The 19,067-nt window shown below is 65.4% G+C and carries 12 protein-coding genes; 5 read left to right on the forward strand and 7 right to left on the reverse strand.

The genetic code is table 11. The annotated features are described in order from the left end of the window. Positions 1-742 precede the first annotated feature (742 nt). A complete protein-coding gene (locus ACLQ2U_RS23095; RefSeq protein WP_425752825.1) occupies positions 743-1,171 on the reverse strand; it encodes a hypothetical protein in 429 nt (142 codons plus the stop codon). After that, complete coding sequence (locus ACLQ2U_RS23100; protein ID WP_425752826.1) at positions 1,168-2,037, reverse strand: hypothetical protein; 870 nt, start codon at positions 2,035-2,037, stop codon at positions 1,168-1,170. Before ACLQ2U_RS23100 ends, ACLQ2U_RS23095 begins: the two co-directional genes overlap by 4 nt. A gap of 275 nt (positions 2,038-2,312) precedes the next feature. Here ACLQ2U_RS23100 and ACLQ2U_RS23105 point away from each other — a divergent pair, with 275 nt between their 5' ends. Further along, on the forward strand, positions 2,313-3,032 hold the full coding sequence (locus ACLQ2U_RS23105; protein ID WP_425752827.1) for an IS6 family transposase: 720 nt from the start codon (positions 2,313-2,315) through the stop codon (positions 3,030-3,032). An 875-nt stretch (positions 3,033-3,907) separates the two neighbouring features. On the opposite strand, the gene ACLQ2U_RS23110 is transcribed toward ACLQ2U_RS23105, so the two are convergent. Beyond that, entirely contained in the window at positions 3,908-5,026 is a 1,119-nt protein-coding gene (locus ACLQ2U_RS23110; protein WP_425752828.1) for an IS630 family transposase, read from the reverse strand. A gap of 368 nt (positions 5,027-5,394) precedes the next feature. Here ACLQ2U_RS23110 and ACLQ2U_RS23115 point away from each other — a divergent pair, with 368 nt between their 5' ends. Continuing rightward, positions 5,395-5,694 carry a transposase gene (locus ACLQ2U_RS23115; protein ID WP_130334535.1) on the forward strand — a complete coding sequence of 100 codons (300 nt, stop codon included), beginning with the start codon at positions 5,395-5,397 and terminating at the stop codon, positions 5,692-5,694. Next, on the forward strand, positions 5,691-6,581 hold the full coding sequence (locus tag ACLQ2U_RS23120; protein WP_425752829.1) for an IS3 family transposase: 891 nt from the start codon (positions 5,691-5,693) through the stop codon (positions 6,579-6,581). Before ACLQ2U_RS23115 ends, ACLQ2U_RS23120 begins: the two co-directional genes overlap by 4 nt. A 310-nt stretch (positions 6,582-6,891) precedes the next feature. On the opposite strand, the gene ACLQ2U_RS23125 is transcribed toward ACLQ2U_RS23120, so the two are convergent. Next, complete coding sequence (locus ACLQ2U_RS23125) at positions 6,892-8,778, reverse strand: DUF4209 domain-containing protein (RefSeq protein ID WP_425752830.1); 1,887 nt, start codon at positions 8,776-8,778, stop codon at positions 6,892-6,894. A 279-nt stretch (positions 8,779-9,057) separates the two neighbouring features. On the opposite strand from ACLQ2U_RS23125, the gene ACLQ2U_RS23130 reads away from it, so the two are divergent. Both ACLQ2U_RS23130 and ACLQ2U_RS23135 read left to right on the forward strand, forming a co-directional pair. After that, complete coding sequence (locus ACLQ2U_RS23130; RefSeq protein WP_425752831.1) at positions 9,058-9,990, forward strand: hypothetical protein; 933 nt, start codon at positions 9,058-9,060, stop codon at positions 9,988-9,990. Positions 9,991-10,413: 423 nt separating this feature from the next. Then, a complete protein-coding gene (locus ACLQ2U_RS23135) occupies positions 10,414-10,725 on the forward strand; it encodes a hypothetical protein (protein ID WP_425752832.1) in 312 nt (103 codons plus the stop codon). 117 nt (positions 10,726-10,842) lie between these two features. On the opposite strand, the gene ACLQ2U_RS23140 is transcribed toward ACLQ2U_RS23135, so the two are convergent. The 3 genes from ACLQ2U_RS23140 to ACLQ2U_RS23150 all read right to left on the reverse strand — a co-directional run bounded on the left by ACLQ2U_RS23140 (position 10,843) and on the right by ACLQ2U_RS23150 (position 18,645). After that, the gene (locus ACLQ2U_RS23140; RefSeq protein ID WP_425752833.1) at positions 10,843-15,891 is read right to left on the reverse strand and encodes an NAD-glutamate dehydrogenase; all 5,049 of its coding nucleotides are present in this window, start codon (positions 15,889-15,891) and stop codon (positions 10,843-10,845) included. A gap of 139 nt (positions 15,892-16,030) precedes the next feature. Next, positions 16,031-16,342 (reverse strand): CU044_2847 family protein, encoded by a 312-nt coding sequence (locus tag ACLQ2U_RS23145; RefSeq protein ID WP_425752834.1) that lies wholly within the window; start codon positions 16,340-16,342, stop codon positions 16,031-16,033. Beyond that, entirely contained in the window at positions 16,339-18,645 is a 2,307-nt protein-coding gene (locus ACLQ2U_RS23150; protein WP_425752876.1) for an NAD-glutamate dehydrogenase domain-containing protein, read from the reverse strand. The genes ACLQ2U_RS23145 and ACLQ2U_RS23150 overlap by 4 nt, the downstream gene beginning before the upstream one ends. Between the last annotated feature and the right edge of the window lie 422 nt (positions 18,646-19,067).

Raw genomic sequence — 19,067 nt, forward strand, 5'->3', positions numbered from 1 at the left:
AGGGCCGCGGGTGGACCGCTCTTGGCGCGCACTGCGCCGGGCACAACGAGGCCATCGGCGTCTGCATCATCGGCAAGGACCAGCCGGCAGCCAGGACGTCTCCGACGCCGCCCGCCGCGCCTTCAAGTGGCTTTACAAAGGGGGCCAACGACTGCAAGGGCAAGCGGCTCATGCTGCTCGGTCACCGCGATCGCGGGAACGCCTCCTGCCCCAGTGACGAGATCTACGCCTGGCTGCACGTGGCCTGCCCATCGTCGGATCCACCCCCGCGCCGCAGCCGAGCCCCCGACCGATGGGGGGCTGCACCAACAGCGGATTGTCCAGCGCCGCCACCTCGGCACACGCCAGTCGACGAGGGCGGCCCCATAGAGGGGAAGACACCAAGGGATCCCCGCACCCGAGACCGGTCAGGTCCGGGCGTTGAAGCGCCTGACGGTTCTTCGCTGAGCGTCGATTTCTCGGTGTGTCGGAGAGTGTCTAGGCGGTCACGCCAGGCACAATCGCAGGCCTTGGCGTGGACGAAGGTGCTCCCATCGGAGGTGCCCATTGTTGCGGGGGGACCGCGCAGATCTGCGCTCGTCCCGTTGACCGTCGCCACTCCCCCGCGGCGGTAGGCGTCTGCCCTGGCATCTGCCACCCGGTGCTCATGCCTTCATGCAAGCACGGCGACCGGACTCCGTCCGGATCCGTGATCGGGCCGGTCCGTCGGCCCGAGGCACGCCTGATTGCTTCGGGGACAGCGTCAGACCTCCCACTCCGCGGCTGGGTCATCCAGCTTCTGACGAAGGGCGACAGGGTCGTGCAGGTCCGCGAACGGGCTCTTCAGGGCGAGGGTGGTGATGCTGGAGAGGATCACTCCGACGGCGTCGGGCTTGTTGGCGAGGGCGTCGTCGAGGCGAGTGAAGAGTTCGTCGAAGTTCTTCTCGCGCTCGTCGAACGTCTTGTCGAGGTAGGTGAGGAAGAGGTCGCGTCGGGCGTTGATTTCGGCGATCTTGACCTCGGCCTCGGCCTCGATCTGGACCCTCTTGGTGGTCTCCTCCTCGTGGACCTGAATCCACTCCTTGGTCAGCTTGACGATCTCGTCCAGCAGGGTCGCTGCAGTCAGGGGTCCGGCCGCCTTGCCGACCACGTTCGCGATGATAGGGGCGCTGGTCAGGGGGTTGGTGGTCATGCTGCGTTCCTCTCGATGATGGTGAGCGACTCGTCGGAGAGGTCGCCGTTCTGGTTCAGGAGCGGGGCGGACAGGACTTGGCCGATCTCGGCCATGAGCAGGGCGGTCTGCTGGAAGAGTTCGAGGTCGCGGTCCGGGTCGAAGTCGAGCTTCGAGAGCTTCTTGAGGGACGACGTGGCACGCTGGTCGAGGCGGTCGAGGACCGATCGGAGTTCGTCGGTGCGCCGGCGCAGGCGCTTCATCAGATCGATCTGGAGGTCGATCTCGGCTTCCGCGACCTTCACGTCGACCTTGTACTTCTTGGCCTGCGTGAGGGCCTTCTCGCCTTGGATGGCGAGTGTGATGCCGCCGATCAGGAGCGCCGGGGCGATGGCGACGCCGGTGAGGACCATGCCGCCGGCCGCTACACCACCGCCGCCCGCGGCGAGCGTGCCGCCACCAAGCCAGGCCAGGGTGGCGCCTTCGGCGGCGGCCCCGGACAAGGTGGAGATTGCGGTGCCTGTTCCGGCGACCGCCAGCGCGCGCACACCGCTGAGCGCGGCCTGCTGAGCCACCACCGCCGACACAGCTGCACCCACCCCGCCCTGGAGCAGCCGGCCCTGATCCACGAGCTTGCGCAGGGCCGGAAGGTCAAGCTTGGCGACCCGGACGCCGTCCACCACGCTCCGGTTCAATCTCTTGATCTTCCGCTCGTTCGCCTCCAGCCAGGCGACCCAGTCGGCGAGGGTGGTGGTCTGCACCTCGAGTTGGCGCCGACCGTAGGTGGCGAGGTGGTCACCGGTCGCCTTCTCCTGCTTGGTGTGTCGCGCCAGTGCCGCCTCGTAGCGCGACTTGGCGCGACCGGCGATCTTCTTGGCCTCGGCCATGTCACTGGCTCCGACGGCACCGGCGGTGACCCCGCCTACGCCCGCGGCGATCAGCGCGATGGCGACTGGAATGAGTGGAAGTGGCATGGGAACCCCCGTGGTTAGGGCAGCGGGTGCTGCGTCGGCACCATGATCCGCATGACTGAGTCTAAGGCCACACCTGATTGACGCGGGGGTGTAGCTAGGTCAATGACGCGGGGGTGTGCAGTAGTTCGGCAAGTTCGGCACGGGTCTGTTGCGTTGCCCGTGTCGAGGGATCGAGGCAGGCTTGACGGGTGCAGCGGTCGAGTCCTCGTCCTCCCTGGTCGCCGCCGAAGTCGGCGTTCACCGGGTTCCGGTTCCCCGCAGAGGTGATCGTCGTCGCGGTCCGCTGGTACCTGCGGTACAACCTCTCCTACCGGGACGTGGAGGAACTCCTGGCTGAGCGTGGTGTCGAGGTTGACCACGTCAGCGTCTTCCGATGGGTGCAACGGTTCACCCCGCTGCTGGCCGACGCCGCCCGGTTCGCTCGCCACTCCCCGGGTGATCGGTGGTTCGTCGACGAGACGTATGTGAAGGTCAACGGGGTGTGGCGGTATGTCTACCGGGCGATCGACCAGCACGGGCAGGTCATCGACGTGCTCGTCTCGGCCCGCCGTGATGCCGCCGCAGCCCGGCGGTTCTTCCAGCGGGCGCTGCAGATGCTGAAGGTGACGCCTACCGAGGTGGTCACCGACGCCGCGCCGGTCTACCCCGCCGTGCTCGACGACCTGATCCCCTCGGCCTGGCACCACGTCGAGCAGCATGCCAACAATCCGATCGAGGCCGACCACAGCCAGCTCAAGCACCGGTTACGACCGATGCGCGGGCTCCGGACCGACCAGACCGCACAAGTGATCATCGCCGGACACGCATTCATCCAGAACCTCCGCCGCGGACACTACGAACTCGGGCTCGACAGTCAGCCCAAGCTCCGAGTCGCTTCGGCGTTCAGTGAACTCGCTCGGGTCGTCTGACGCGGACCCGACCCGGGCGTAACGCGCCTCCCCATCAGATAATGCAACGGCGCCCTCGGAATCGATGTTGGAAGGATCGTCGAGCAGCGGTGAGCGGAGGCGTACAGCAGGGCAAGCATGTCCGGTGAGGACGGTCATCTGGACTCTGCCAGGCGATGAGCGCCTCACCCAAATGACCTGGGCGCAGGACTCTGGCTGCTCAGGCTCCCGGATCGAATGGGTGCCGACATCATTGTATTGATCATGGTGAGCCGAACCAGTGAGATCACCCTGGCCTTCGGCACGCTGCCCACTCGCCGGGTTCACCCGAGGTCAGAACTGCTCCGGCATCGGGTTGTTGTGCTGGCGGCCGCTACGCGGCGCAGGAGATAGCGGACGGTCCCGGCGCCCCCTGCTCCCAAATTGCTCCCAATTTAAGGGGCAACAGCCGGGAAGCCCGTTACCGGTGGCTCCGGCGACGGGCTTCCTACCTGCATATATTTATGGTGGGCGATACTGGGATCGAACCAGTGACCTCTTCGGTGTGAACCAGGTCGCTGCAACGACTCTGACCTGCGGAAACGAGAACCCGCAGCCAGGGGTGGGTGCAGTTGAGTGCTGTTCGGTGCGGTTGAGTGCCGTTCGGGACCGTTCAGGGCACGCTACTGCTCCCAATCTGCCCCCCCACTCCGAAGCTGACACAGAGCTGCTGGCGGTCGGCCGTGGTCTCGGGCGAAGACGCCTCGACCCGCAGGCTCGCCTGGTGTCCCTCCCTGGTGCGCATCTGGAACAAGGCCGGCCGCGCCGGGTCGCCCGGCCGGAGGTTCCGGGTCGGTTCGCGTCACCGTCAACACCAGGTCCGCTAGTGCTCTGACCACAATCGTTGGCCGGGTTGGTTATGCGGCTCGGCTGGCGGGTTGGCCCCAGCGGCGGTGTCGTTCGCTGCGGATCTTGGCGCGGTGGCGGCGTTGGGCGGCCAGGACGTCGGGGTGGCGGGCGTTGGCGTTGCGCCAGCGCAGGTAGGCGTGCAGGCCGCGGGCCAGGACGGTGTGGTTGGGGTGGTCCGAGCCGGCGATGACGAAGGTGCGCAGCGGCCCGAAGTGCGCCTCGATCGGGTTGGCCCAGGAGGCGTAGGTCGGGGTGAAGCACAACTCGACCTTGTTCCGGGCCGCCCACTGTCGGATCGCGAAGCCCTTATGCGCGGACAGGTTGTCCAAGATGATGTAGATGGGGGCGCCGTCAGGGCGGGCGGCCCGGATCGACTTGAGTGCGGCGAGGGTGTTCGCGGCCGATTTCTGTCTGCGGACCACACCCCAGAGGGTGTCGTCGCCGATCGAGTAGCAGCCGTGGAACTGCCGCACGCCGTGCAGCTTGTGGTAGTTCGCCGGGAGCCTGCGTGGGCGGCTCTTGGGCTGCCAGCCGACGCCGCCGTGCGGGCGGATCGTCAGCGGCCCGAACTCATCGAACGCGAACGTGCGGTGTGGGAAGTGCTCGATCACGTGCTCGATACGGGCCAGCTTCTGCTCCCGCTGGGGGTCTGTGGACTCCTTCCACGTCTTCGTGCGTTGGAAGGTGATCTGGTGGCGGCGCAGCACCTGCCGCAGTCGTTCCCGCCCGATGATCACCCTCCGATCGGGGTTGTCAGCGAGGTATTCGGCGAGCTTGCGCACGCTCCAGCAGGTGAACGGCCGTCCCAGCTTGGCGGGACGGGTGTTGGCCGTCGCGACGATGAACGCCTCGTCGTCGCTACTGATTCGGCGGGGACGGCCACCCGCCCACTGAGGGTCCAGGCTGGCCATGCCCATCTCGTTGAACCGGTGGATCACCTGCCGAACGGAGTCTTCGTCGGCCTGCACGAGCCGGGCAATGACCGGCACACTGTTGCCGCCAGCTGAGGCGAGCACGACCATCGCCCGCCGCAGCCGCACGACCGAGCCGGTGCCCCGACGCACCAGACGTTGCAGCCGTTGACCCTCTTGATCACTTAATCGACGTACCCGAACCGGCTCTGCCACCCCGACAGCCTGACGGCCTCACGCCGGCCCAGCCCTTCACTCAGGCCGGCGTGTCACCAACACCGCCAACGTTTGTGGTCAGAGCACTAGCGGCGCCAGATCCATGCGTGCGCACAGGTCGAGGCCGACGGCCGTGCAGGAGGCCCCGACGGCGGACGAAGAGCCGGCTGACGCAACTGTCGACGACTCAGTCGTGGGTGCGGCAACCGGTGGACCCTCGTCGCGGTCGCAGCCGCACCGTCTTCGACGACTAGCTCCAACGTCGTTCAGTTAGGGCGTGGTGGGTGGTGTCAAGGTCCGTTGTCGAGGATGTTGATGCTGCCATTCCCCTCGTAGCGTGGAGGCCAGAGCTTGAGGAATAGAGGTTCATGGCTGAGACGAGACGCCAGTTCGATCCGGAGTTCCGGGCGGGCGCGGTGCGCATCGTGCGCGAGACGGGTAAGTCGATCGCCCAGGTCGCGCGTGACCTGGGGATCAACGACGGGACGTTGGCGAACTGGGTGAAGAAGGACCGCGAGACTCGCGGTGAGGCCGCTGCCGGGCAGTTGTCGGAGGACGAGCGAGCGGAGCTGGCCCGGCTGCGGCGGGAGAACGCGGAGCTGGCGATGGAGCGTGATGTCCTCAAGCGATCCGTGGTCCTGTGGGTCAAGGAAGCGACGGGCCGGTGAGTGTGGCCGGGTTCATCGCTTCCCAGAGGACCGAGCATGACGTGCCGCACGCGGTGGCCTGCCGGGCGTTGGGGGTGTCCGAGTCGTGGTTCTACAAATGGCGCGACCGGCCGCCAACGCCCCGCGATGACCGGCGTGCCCGGCTGGCAGCCGCGGTCACGAAGGTCTTCGACGACTCGGGCGGCACCTACGGCAGCCCGCGCATCGGGATCGAGCTGCGCGAGCAGGGCTGGCAGGTCTCCGACAACACGATCGCGCAGCTCATGGCCGAGTTCGGCCTGGCCGCCCGTATCAAGCGCCGCCGGCGGAGCCTGACCCGCCAGGGCAAACGTCCGGCCGCACCGGACCTGGTCAAGCGGGTGTTCACCGCGCCGGCGCCGGACGTCGCCTGGTGCGGCGACATGACCGAGATCCGCACCGACGAGGGCAAGCTCTATCTGGCCACCGTCATCGACCTGTACTCGCGTCGGATTCTCGGCTACGCGATGGGCGCCCACCACGACGCCGGGCTGGTCGTCGCAGCGCTGAACATGGCCGCCGTCACCCGCGGCGGCAGCGTCGAAGGGGTGATCTTTCATAGCGATAGGGGCAGCGAGTACACCTCGGCCGACTTTGCCCGGGCCTGCGCCCGATGGAAGGTACGCCAGTCGATGGGCCGGGTCGGGTCGTGCTTCGACAACGCCGTCGCCGAGGCCACCTTCTCCACCATCAAGGTCGAGTACGTGCACCGCCGCCACTTCCGCACCCGCACCGAGGCCCGCCTGAAGATCGCGACCTGGATCACCGACTTCTACAACCGGCGACGCCGGCACTCCGTCTGCGACTGGCGATCCCCCATCGACTACGAACGATCAACCACCCGCGCCCTGGAAGCCCAGGCCGCATAACGGAGCTCTCCACGATTCCAGGGGATTGACAGAGCTCCGCTGCCTTTCACTCCAAGACACGCCTTGACAGCCAACCCAACCGCCCAACTGAACGGCGTTGCGACTAGCTCACCGGTGGCTTCGTCGCGTACGCCGTCGGAACCAACCGATACTCTCGCCGCCTACACTAAAGGCGGTGTCTTTCAACCCGAGCGGATCGCAGATCCGCTCGCGCAAGGCATGTCAGCACTGCACCTGGCACGCCGCCCGTGCTGCTAGGTGCTGCTGCGGTCGGTGCGAGACCTTGACCTGATCGCTCCCGCAGTGGCCCTCAGCTCGATCGCTCCACGTCCGTTGTCTCGCCCGCAGAACCGTTCTCTGCCTGCGCCTGCATGATCATGCCGTAGTAGGGCAGGACCACCAGTCGCAGGCACAACCACCACGCGTAGACCGCTCCCGCACTCCACGACTGGGGGTCGTTGAGCAGCCCGTGCGCCAAGTGGTTGCGCAGGTTCGGGCCGAGCTGTTCGCACAGCAGAGCACGCAGTTCTAGGGTGAGATCAGGTCCCAGCAGCTGAGACGACTCCGGCATCTCAAGCAGGGTGTTGAGCCCCTTCTCCGTCTCGACGCCGTTCTCGTCCACGAAGAGCGTGAAGATCCCGTGGGCCTTCAGGTTGCCGCGCACCAGCTGCTCTACCTGGGGCACGAGCACGGAGATAGCCGACGGGAAGTCACCGGAAAGTCCATGCCATAACCCGCGAGCCCAGAGACCGACATGTCCATCAGGGACGACCGGCGATTCGTAGCAGATGTCTGCGAGGAATCCGGTGCTGAAGCGGTGTTCGAGCATCAGCACCTCCAGAGCAGGGTAGATAAGTGCCTTGACGTGGAGGTCAATCCTCCACGTGAACGACCGGACCACCTCGGCGAAGACTGCCTCGTCGGGCGGCTCGCCCACACCGAGTCCCGCCCGAGCAGCGACCCTGCGTGCATCCGTGCTGAAAGTCGAGATTCCGAGCAGACCCGACAAGCTCCCCTGCATGCGCTCTCGTTCGTCGGCCATCGCCTTTGTGGCGTCGATCAGCGGAGTGATTCCTGCGAGACTCACGAGTGCTTCGATTGCCTCCTTCCCGGACACCACCTTGCGCGCGTCCTCGACATAGCGGGTGATGTCGATCGGGTCCGACTGGATGAGCATCATCTCCTCCAGCGAGAGCTCTCGGATGTCAGCGAGCCGGTCCCGCAGCTGCTGGAGTTGCCCGTCGAGATCGCGCGCGGAGCGGTACTTCCGGGGAAGACCACGTATGGTCGCGATGGCCTTCTCGATAAACGTGCCGACAACGAGCGCGCCCCTGTCCTGGGCTAGTCGCTCGTCCGCCTCGTCGATGTACGCCTGGGCGACGCGCTCGATGCACTCATTGGCAAGGTTTGTTTCGCCCGCCCGCGAGAACCAGATACAGGCGTGGCGCTCGTACGCGCGCCTGAGCCGTTGGTTCCCCGCGACAGTAGCGGCAAGCGACACGAAGTGGTCGGCCAGATCCCGAGCGCCCGCCTGATCAACGGACCTGGCTTCACGCAGCAGGTCCGAAATCTGGGTCAGCATGAATCCCGCAGAGCCGTCCTTGGCAAGCAGAAACTCGGCCAGCTCGGTCGTCATCTCCTTGACAGTTTGGCGGCCGGCCTTGCCCCGACGCAGCGACAGCTCAAGCGCCCGTCGCCAGCCGTCACGACCCGCATCAAGCCAGGCATCGCGCTCAAGCGGCACCGAGCGATACGCATCCACCGCCTTGGACAGCAGGTCCATATTGCGCCGGTTGCCGTAGGACCATGCGATGTCAGCGACCCTGGCCTTCAGGGCCGGCTCCTCGATGAGGGGCACGAAGCGGGCCAGCAACTCGAGCTCCGGCTCGCTCAAGTCGTCCGGGACGAACGATCGGCGATTCCCGATCTGCATGGCGGGCACGTACGGCTCCGTCCAGTTGTCGGGAGCCAGCATCGGGGACGCGGCCTTCGCCAGCACGTCCAGCACGCGCGTCCTGAGGCTGTCCTCTCCTGCCTCTGCCTGCACTCCAGCCCTCAGGCGGGCGAGGTTGAGCGAAATCGTCTCCGGGGAATCGTGTCCGCGTGACAGGCCGTTCTCATCTACCAGCGCGGGGGCCCACCACGATGGGTCGATCGACTCCACCTCGACCCCTCCGTCCGAGGCTGCGCTCGTCACCTGTTTCCTCCATGCTCTCGCCTACACGGGTCCCTAGTGACTTCCCCGGATCGATCCTCCAGCAGCGCTGGCCCTGACGCACCTGGCTTCCTGGCCCGTCCTGGGTCGTCCGCCCGTGCCGCTGGTCGGGTGGTGAGAGCTCGCCGAGCGTGCCGCGTCCGGCCCTGCTGATGTGAGGTCGTTTGATCTTGGCATAACCCGGCCACTCGCGTTTGATCGCCGGCAAGGCTTTGATGAAAGCCCATTGAGTCTCGTGCTGGACTGCATGACGATCGGCGTGTGACAGACGAGTTTGCGATTTACGAGCAGGTGCTCCCGATGGGATGGATCGGCGATCGCCCGGACGATCATCGCCTCGCCAGGCAGATCGGGACGGCCATGCCGGACTCGTGGCAGCAGGTTGTCGTTGATCGGAAGCTGCGCTGTGGCGTCACCGTGACGATCGAGCGACGCGGGTTCACCGTGTACAACGTGCGCGGCTGGCCGACCGGCATGCCGAACTACGACCCTGGCTGGTATCGCACGGCCGGACGGGCCGCGGAGGCCGAGCTGCCCGCTCTCGTGCAGCGTTTGCGACTGGTGAACGCTCATTTGTCGTTGCTGCATTGCGCGGCCATGTTCCATGACAACGAGTCGCCGTCGGTCCTCCGTGTCCGGGCTAGCGACCTGTATCGGTACGAGCGCAGCGACGACGGTGTGGATGGGAGGTGGTTTGTGCGTGGTCAGGCACAGCGGCCGGTTATCGGGCCATCGGAGGGCACTCGCGACAACGCTTCGCTGGGACTAGCGGTCGCCGAGACCTCGCTCGACTGGCTTGACGCGGTCGTGGCAAACGACGCTCTAGTGGACTTCGATCGCCTGAACCAGGCGCAGGACGCACTCGGAACGCATGACTTCAGTACAGCCCTCGGGGCCTTATGGCAGATCTGTGAATCTCGACTCCACAAGCTGGCGCTCCAGGCCCAGCTCAGAGTGAACCCCCGAATCAGGGTCAGTGACCTTTGCAAGCTGCTGGAGCGGCACCAGCTTCTTGCGACTGACCTGAAGAGTCGGCTCGATTCCGTAAGAGAGGAGCGAAACGGGCTTATCCACCGTGGCGTCGAGCCCAGTACGCAAACGGCCGAAGAGTGCCTTGATCTTGCCACCGAGTTACTCAAGGCCGTCGTTCCCAACCTGGCCGCGCGCGCCCCGCACCACCTGTTTCTCCTGTAGCTGGCACCGCCCGCGCTGCAGCGCGGGCGGTCGCCTACCGCCCCCGCTGCCGCAGCTCGTCGATACCGAGCAAGTCCGCGACGATCTGCCGGACCGGCTCATGGTGCCGCCGCCTCGCGTGCACATACATTCGGGCCTGGCCGCGGATCCTCACCCGCCGGTCCCGGGGGCGAGACGAACCCGTGAACGGCACGCGTTATGACTCAGCCCTGATGACCGGCACCGATACTGGCAGCAGTCCACCCAGGACCACCACCGCGAGCCTCACCGATGCGTTACACGATGGCTTGACTTGATGGGTGACACTCCGCCGAGTGCTGGTGGAGATGAGCGTGACCGAGCAGCGGTATCGGGCCGTGTTGGAGGTTCAGGCCGGGCTTGCGGTGGCGGAGGTGGCCGACCGGTTCGGCGTGTCGGCAGGCGGTGCATCGATGGCTGCGCTGGTATGCCGAGGAGGGCTTGGACGGATTGCGGGATCGCTCGCACCGGCCCCGGGGCACCCGGCTCAGACGCCGGCCGAGGTGGAGTCGGCGATCTGCGAGCTGCGCCGCAACCATCCTCGGTGAAGTCAGCGGCGGCTGGATTTCGAGCTGGGCCCCGCAACTGTCCCGGTCCGGTCTCATCGTTGAGCACCATCTACCGAGTGCTGGCCAGGCACCGACTGATCGATCCGGTGGCTCCCTGCAGGGCAGAAAGATTGACGCCGAGTTACTCTCGAAAGATTGCCGGGATTGAGCCGGTGTTCGGTACTGATGAGAGAAGGGCCGGAGGTTGATTTACGAGAGAGCCCTGCACGGCGGTGTAGTAGACGGTCAGCTTCCACACCGTCGACCGTCTCCATGTCAGCCGCAGTTAGGTGGGAATATGCACAATTGCGCGAATCGAGTCGACGACGACAAATAGCGCTGGCAAATCGATCTCCGACTCGCTTAGCTCATCAATGTCGGCTAGAGCTCGAGCGATCGATTCCATCTTTGCATCTTCCCACGCGGCCACGTCCCCTCGTGGATCGCTAGATGGCAGGGCTGAGAGAAGCACATCCACGGCAAGGGCGGCGAGCACCGCATACAGGTCAAAACGCAGCGCCATCCGCGCGAGTGCCTGCCAGCGGTCCTCCCGCGGCAAGAGAGAAATTTGCGACTGCAAGCGGTTAATGCGGAAACGCTCGGACAGTACAAAATACACCCTTGCAGCCGCCCAAATGCCACGCCCCGTATACCTGGCGATTTCAACAATGTCAAGTAACGCAAAGCCATGAATGACGTGGGCGGCCGCCTTGGCGAACCGGAGGGGTAACCCCTTCTGCCTCAGCGAGTCGGCGTGGGCGGCGATTGACTCCCGCTCGCTGCCGTAAAACAGGTCGCTCAACTCGGATAGTAGACTGGTCACGTCCTGGCGCAAACGGGTAATCTCGGCAGGTACGTCTATCGGCCAGCGGCGATAACTGATCATCCATCGCACGGCGCGGTCCAGCAAGTATCGGCTCTCGATGTAAATGGACGTCTGCACCTTGGTCGGTATTTGGCCGTCCAGCCCCTCCACCGCGGCCCACAGTCCCGGGATGTTGAACACCTCGCGCGAGGCCACGTACGCTCGCATGACGTCAGCGGGCGTTGCGCCGGTCTCCTCAACGGTCCTGTAGACAAAGGATACGCCGCCTCGGCTTACAATCTCATTGACCAGCGCGGTCGTGACGGTCTCGCGGCGGAGTCGATGTTGGCCCATGCTGTGGGCAAACCGCTCCCGCAGCGGGGTTGGGAAGTAGTCGGCCAGCACCTCTTCCGTCCATTCTTCGTCGGCCAGCCCCTCGGCCAAGATCTCCCGCCTCAGGACGATCTTGACGTACGCGAGCACCACGGCGAACTCCGGCGCGGTGAGCCCGGACTCGGTCCGGATCGCGAGTTCCTCGTCCGGAGGGAGCGCCTCCAGCGCGCGGTCGAGGTGCCCGGAGCGCTCCAGCTCGTTGATCATGCGCCGGTGCACCGGCAGCAACGCCATCGCTTGTGCTTGCTCGAGAGTCAGCGCGCGGGCCTGGTCGTAGTTGTCCCGCAGCACCAGCTCGGCGACCTCGTCGGTCATCTGGGCGAGCAGTTCGTCCCGGGCCGGGACGGTCAGCTCGCCGTCGGCGACCGCCGTGTTGAGCAGGATCTTGATGTTCACCTCGTGGTCGGAGCAGTCCACGCCGGCCGCGTTGTCGATGAAGTCGGTGTAGATCCGTCCGCCCGCCAGGGCGTACTCGATCCGGCCGAGCTGGGTGAAGCCCAGGTTGCCGCCCTCGCCGACCACCCGGCAGCGCAGGCTCTTGCCGTCCACCCGGATGGCGTCGTTGGACTTGTCCCCGACCTCGGCGTTGGTCTGCGTCGACGCCTTCACGTAGGTGCCGATGCCGCCGTTCCAGAACAGGTCGACCGGCGCGGTGAGGATCGCCTTCATCAGCTCCTGCGGGGAGAGCTGCTCCACCTCGTCGTCCAGGCCGAGCGCCGTCCGCACCTGGGGGCTGATCGGGATCGACTTGGCGGTACGCGGGTACACGCCGCCGCCGGCCGAGATCTGCTCACGGTTGTAGTCCTCCCAGGACGACCGGGGCAGGTCGAACAGCCGCTTCCGCTCGGCGTACGAGGTGGCGGCGTCCGGCTCGGGGTCGAGGAAGATGTGCCGGTGGTCGAAGGCGGCCACCAGCCGGATGTGCTCCGACAGGAGCATGCCGTTGCCGAACACGTCACCGGACATGTCGCCGACGCCGACCACGGTGAAGTCCTGGGTCTGGGTGTCGTGGCCCAGCTCGCGGAAGTGCCGCTTGACCGACTCCCAGGCACCGCGGGCGGTGATGCCCATCTTCTTGTGGTCGTACCCGGCGGAGCCGCCGGAGGCGAACGCGTCGCCCAGCCAGAACTGGTGCGCCGCCGAGATCTCGTTGGCGATGTCGGAGAACGTGGCGGTGCCCTTGTCCGCCGCGACCACCAGGTACGGGTCGTCGGCGTCGTGCCGGACCACGTCCTCTGGCGGGACGATCTCGCCGGAGACGATGTTGTCGGTGACGTCGAGCAGCGCCGAGACGAACTGTTTGTAGCAGGCGACCGCCTCGTCGCGGTCCCCCGGCTTCTGCTTGAGCACGAAGCCGCCCTTGGCGCCCACCGGCACGATCACGGCGTTCTTGACCATCTGCGCCTTGACCAGACCCAGCACCTCGGTGCGGAAGTCCCCCCGCCGGTCGGACCAGCGCAGCCCGCCCCGGGCCACCGGCCCGAACCGCAGGTGCACGCCCTCGAACCGCGCCGAGTAGACGAAGACCTCGAACTTGGGCCGCGGCGCCGGCAGCTCCGGGATAGCCTGCGGGTCCAGCTTGAACGCCACGTACGACTTGGGCCGCCCGCCGACCGGCTTCTGGTAGAGGCTGGTGCGCAGGGTGGCCTGGATCAACGTCAGGTACGACCGCAGGATCCGGTCCTGGTCGAGGCTGGCTACCTCGTCCAGCGCCTCCCCGATCGCGGCCACCAGTTCCGCGCTGCGCTGCCGGCGCTCGTCCAGGCTGGCCGTCCCCGGGGCGAACCGGGTCTCGAAGAGGTCCACCAGCAGGCGGGTCACGGCCGGGTAGGCGATGAACGTCTGCTCCATGTAGTCCTGGGAGAAGATCGTCCCCGCCTGCCGCAGGTACTTCGCGTACGCGCGCAGCACCACCACCTGCCGCCAGGTGAGACCGGCGCGCAGCACCAGTGCGTTGAAGCCGTCCACCTCGGCCTCGCCCCGCCAGGCGGCGGCGAAGGCGTTCTCCACGTGCGGGCGTACGTCGGCCAGATCCTGGTGCCCCTCCGGCAGGCGCAGCCCGAAGTCGTAGAGGAAGACGCGGCCATCGACGCGTTCCACCTCGTACGGAAGCGCGTCGACCACCCAGACGCCGAGCGAGTGCATCACCGGCATCACCGCGGTGAGCATCATCGGCTCGCCATACCGGTAGACCTTGAACCGCACGCCCATCGCCTCAGCCTGGTCCTCGCCGTCCTGGCTGGGCAGGCGGGGAGCCATCTGTTTACGGAACAGGTGCATCTCCATCTGGCCGGGCTCCTCCAGCAGCTCCAGCTTGGCCAGGTCCTTCATCGCCTCGTACGGCGTGTGCCCGTCCTTGTAGCCCTCCGGGAAGGCGTCGGCGTACCGGCTGAACAGGTGCTTGGCCTGCTCGTCGCCGAGCTTGCGCTCCAGCACCAGCCGGTAGTCGTCGTCCCAGAGCCGGGTGGCGTCCGCCAACTCCTCGGCGAGCAGGTCGGCGTCGACCTCACCGGGCGGCTGGGTCGGGTCGGTCCGGACGATGAAGTGCACCCGGGCCAGCATGGATTCCGTGACCCGGGTGGTGTAGTCGACTCCGACGCCGTTCAGCTCCCGGAGCAGGATGTCCTGTATGCGCAGCCGGTTCTGGGTGGTGAACCGGTCCCGGGGCAGGTAGATCAGGCAGGAGATGAACCGCCCGTACGCGTCCCGGCGCAGGAAGACCCGCAGCTGCCGGCGACCGGCCATCCGCAGCACGCCGACCGCGGCGTGGTACAGGTCGTCGGTCTTGATCTGGAACAGCTCGTCCCGGGGGTAGGTCTCCAGGATCTGCAGCAGGTCCTTACCGGAGTGGCTGCGCTGGGACAGGCCGGAGCGGCCCAGCACCTCGGCGACCTTGCGCCGGACCACCGGCAGCTCCCGGACACTGGTCCGGTACGCCGCGGTGGAGAAGAGCCCCAGGAAGCGGCACTCCCCGACCACGTCGCCGGCCTCGTTGAAGATCTTGAACCCGATGTAGTCCAGGTACGCCGACCGGTGCACGGTCGCCCGGGAGTTCGCCTTAGTGATGATCAGCAGCCGCTTCTCCATCACCTTCTCGTGCGCCTCGGGCGTCATCGACGACAACGTCCGGGCCTCCGGCGAGTCCGAGCGGAGGATACCCAGCCCCGTGCCAAGGACCGCCTCCAGCGCCTGGCCGCCGTCCGCGCCATCGGCGTCGACCAGCCGGTACTCCCGGTAGCCGAGGAAGGTGAAGTGGTCGCGGGCCAGCCAGCGCAGCAGCTCCACCGAGTCGGTGATGTCCTTCTCCGGCACCGGCGGCCGGTTGTCCGAGGTCCGGGCGGCGGCCAGCTCGTCGGCCAGCGCCAGGGCGCGCTGGCGCATCTTCGGCCAGTCCTCCACGGCCTCACGCACGTCGGTCAGGACCCGCTGCAGCTCCTTGCGGAGCTCCTCCCGCTCGGCCGGGTCGCGGACCGGGTCGATCTCGATCCGCATCCAGCTCTCGACCAGGTCACCGGCGATCGCGTCGTCCGGCTCCACGTCGGCGGAGACCTCGGTCAGCCGCCCGAGCGGCTCCCGCCGCACCACGACCAGCGGGTGCACCAGCAGGTGCACGTCGAGGTGGTGGGCGTTGAGCAGCGCGGTCACCGAGTCGACCAGGAACGGCATGTCGTCGGTGACGATCTCGATCACGGAGTGGTGCTGCTCGGCGTCCGGCTCGTGGATACGCAGCTTCAGCTCGCCCGGCACCCGCTGCTGGGCCAGCGCGCGGTGCGCCCGGGCCGCGTCCAGCATCTCCTCGGCGGTGAACCCGATCAGCTCCTCGTCCGGCGCGAAACGCCAGAAACGACCCACCAGGGTCGCCGCGTCGTGATCGTCGCCAGCCAGCGCCACCGCCTGGGCCACCAGGCGCTCCGCGTTGGGTACCGGCTCGTCGAGCTCGGCGTCCTCCGTGTCGCCCAGCGCCGGTGTGGGCAGGCCCAGGTCGTAGAGGGTGTCGAGACCCGAACCGGCCATTCCGGTCACGCCTGTGTCGCGGGGACCGAAACCGTCCGCGTCGGTCGCCGTGTCGAAGCTGTCGTCCCGGCTGGTGTCAGCCTGGATGGCGGGTCCCGGTTTGATGGCCGGACGCCGATCCATCGGTCTCCCCTCAATCCGTCACGTTCTGGGTCGCCGCCCGCTGAATCAACTCCTTCAGCCGAAGGGGTCGTATCCCCCCGGCCGGGCGTAGCCAAAACACCGAGCAGCTCACCACAACCTCATCTAGGGCCGTGACTTCCTACCGCTCCCACTCAAGACGCACCACAATGGATGACTCCGCGCCAGCTTTAGCCAGCGCACCAACCAATGTGCCCGTCTCACCAGTGATCTTTAACCCGAACTCAACACCGACGCGCTTCGGCGTGTCCGGAAGCCCTGCACGAACCGACTCGATCACCCATTTGCTGACTCTGGCCACTTGTTCCTGCAGGTCGCACCATGCCACTTTCTGCCCACGCCAAGCTATATCACCCTCGACCGGCACCTCAATTTCCACGTAGAGAATTTCACCATCGGGCAGCGCTACCTCGACCAAATCCCCGGCACTCATCGATTCATGACCTCTCTTTGCAATGACGTATTTGCCCTACCCGCAAGAGTGCGAATTTCGCGCAGGAGCACGATAAGCTTTGGTAAGTCCCTCCTGGAGTTGTCCAGCTCTCCTAGCAGCCTATTTGCCCGCGCAATCATTTCAGCGTTGGCAGTTTCCCACTCCAGCACACGGTCGTGGGCGGACTTTCCGAGGTCGCTGGAAGAAAGGACTTCGACGGTAACAGCCGCTACCACCCTATACAGCTGCCTCTGAAGCGCCATCCGCGCTCGGGCCTGCCAACCGTCGTCATGTGGCAAGGCCGAAATAACCCGGCGCAGCCAGCCTGCTCTGAACCGCGACGAGAGTGCTAGGTAGACATCCGCAACCTCAGCGATATCCCTCCCCGTTCTAGCCGTCACATCAACAATGTCGAGCACTCCGAACTCCACCTTTGCACGTGCTATCCGCTCAGCGAGCTCCGATGGCAGTCCCGCCTCCACGCGCGTTGCTATATCAGCACGCAGTCTATTTCCTGCGCCGGGCATGGAGTCCAATAAAAGCAACAGGCGTGTCACCGTTGGGCCGAGGCTATGCACCTCGCTCGCCACATCAATAGGCAAGTGTCTGGAGGCTAGAAGCCAACGCACAGACCAGTCAAGGAGTTCGCGCAACTCAAGAAGCGATACCCTCCGGGCTTCCTCGGAGATGCCCTCCAGCGCATCAATGGACTGCCACAACTCGGTAAGCCCAAAGGCATCGCGTGCGGTGACGTAAGCACGCAGGACTTCGGCGGCACTCGCCTTCGTCTCCTCCATTGCACGGAAGAAAAACGTGATACCAGCACGGTTGACAGCTTCGTTTGTCAGCTCGGTCGCCACGATTTCACGACGCATCGGGTGATCCGCGATCAACTGAGCGAGCTGCGAGCGAAGCGGGAGAGGGAAGTACTGACTAAGAACCACACTGGTCCAGTCTTCCTCTGGAAGTGTTGAGCCAAGGATCTCCCGAGCAACCATAATCTTGACATGGGCAAGCAGAACGGATAACTCCGGCATAGTTAAGCCAAGTCCCACCGAGGCCCGTTCAGCTAACTCTGCGTCGTCCGCCATACCCTCCACGGAGCGGTCGATTTGCCCCCGTCGCTCGAGGTCGGTCACCATTCGTCGATGCACGGGCAGCATCATCCGGCTCCGAAACGCAGATGCATTTAGGGCAACCACTTGATCCCTGCTGTCACGGAGCACCATCGCAGCGATCTCGCCGGCGACACCCGCCAGGAGTACTCCGCGCTCGTCGCGCGTCAGCGCTTCCTCCTTTACGGCGGTACTCAGCAATATTCTAACGTTGACCTCTCTATCGAAGAAGCCCACACCGCCGGAACCATCGACGAAATCGGCGGTTACGCTGCCGCCCCGCCTTGCGTACTCGACCCTTCCACGCGGCGTCAATCCCTGGGTACCCGCCTCGCAAACAACTTTGCAGGCGACATCCCTGCCATCGACGTGTAGATGTTCGTTACCCACGTCTCCGCCAAGAGTCTCGCTAGACCCCTTAACATATGTCCCGATACCTCCATACCATAAAAGGTCGACTCGCGCCCTGAGGATCGCCCGTATCATCTCTGCTGGCGAAATTTCCTCCGTCGACCGGCCCTTCTCGGTAGACGACTCCTCGCCTATGGGCGACGCGATACCCAAGGCCTCCCGGGCCTCAAACGAGAGGGGTATGGAGTTCGAACTCTGCGGCCACACCCCGCCCCCTTTGGAAATGAGGTTGCGATTATAGTCCGTCCACGATGAGTGTGGTAGATCAAAAAGCCGCTTGCGCTCAAGGTAAGACACTTCAGCATTGGGGGACGGGTCAAGAAAGATATGCCTATGATCAAATGCGGCGATCAGCCGAATATGCTTAGACAAAAGCATACCGTTGCCGAAGACATCTCCCGACATGTCGCCGACTCCCACTGCGGTGAAGTCTTGGGCTTGAGAGTCGATGCCCGCGACTTTCAGGCGTAGCTTGACGCTCTCCCAAGCTCCTCGTGCTGTGATGCCTAGAGCCTTGTAGTCGTATCCACCCGACCCACCTGCTGAGAAGGCAGCTCCTAACCACGTAGCGTACGTCGCCCCCATGATGTTGGCGGTATCACCAAAGGACGTTACACCCCTCCCAGGAGAAAGGGGCCGACGAGCGGCTGGGAATACATTCCGTACCGCTGCGTCTCCCCCTATAGTCGACGCTAAAATTTCGTCTGCGACGCTCCCGAAGATGAGGGGGTTGTAGCTGGCAAGCCGTGCGATCAGCGCATACGCTCGATCCGCCACGTCTTGCGCAGTATAAGGGCGATCCGCAATATCTTGTGGGGCGTAGGTAGGGTCGGTCAGACCGGCCACCCTACTAAGAACAGTCACGACATGAGCGGCTTGGGCGCTATCCAACTCACCTAGGAGTCGGACTACCTCATCTGCTGCCCGATGTGCACTCGGGTGCGCCATGATGACGGCTGCCACGAGCCTCTCGCCCACTCGGTCCGGAATGAGCGGGCTCCAATATCGACCCTCATCTCCGGGATACAGATGAGCTAACGTTGTCGCAAGGTGCTCTGCGGCACAGGGCAGATGTTCTCCTTCGCCCGGTAACCGGGCTATTGCTTTTTCTGCTGATAGCGCATCCGCGTTGGGATATAATGTGGGAAGCGCCAATAAACGGTCGCTAAGCCTGTCGACTTCGGAAAATTGAACACCCG

The sequence above is a fragment of the Micromonospora sp. DT47 genome, from assembly GCF_049844475.1.
Lineage (GTDB): Bacteria > Actinomycetota > Actinomycetes > Mycobacteriales > Micromonosporaceae > Micromonospora.

What these genes read in the sequence shown, in the direction of transcription:
- ACLQ2U_RS23095 (WP_425752825.1), bottom strand. Translation starts at nt 1,171, where the DNA reads ATGACCACCAACCCCCTGACCAGCGCCCCTATCATCGCGAACGTGGTC.
- ACLQ2U_RS23100 (WP_425752826.1), bottom strand. Translation starts at nt 2,037, where the DNA reads ATGGCCGAGGCCAAGAAGATCGCCGGTCGCGCCAAGTCGCGCTACGAG.
- ACLQ2U_RS23115 (WP_130334535.1), top strand. Translation starts at nt 5,395, where the DNA reads ATGGCTGAGACGAGACGCCAGTTCGATCCGGAGTTCCGGGCGGGCGCG.
- ACLQ2U_RS23140 (WP_425752833.1), bottom strand. Translation starts at nt 15,891, where the DNA reads ATGGATCGGCGTCCGGCCATCAAACCGGGACCCGCCATCCAGGCTGAC.
- ACLQ2U_RS23145 (WP_425752834.1), bottom strand. Translation starts at nt 16,342, where the DNA reads ATGAGTGCCGGGGATTTGGTCGAGGTAGCGCTGCCCGATGGTGAAATT.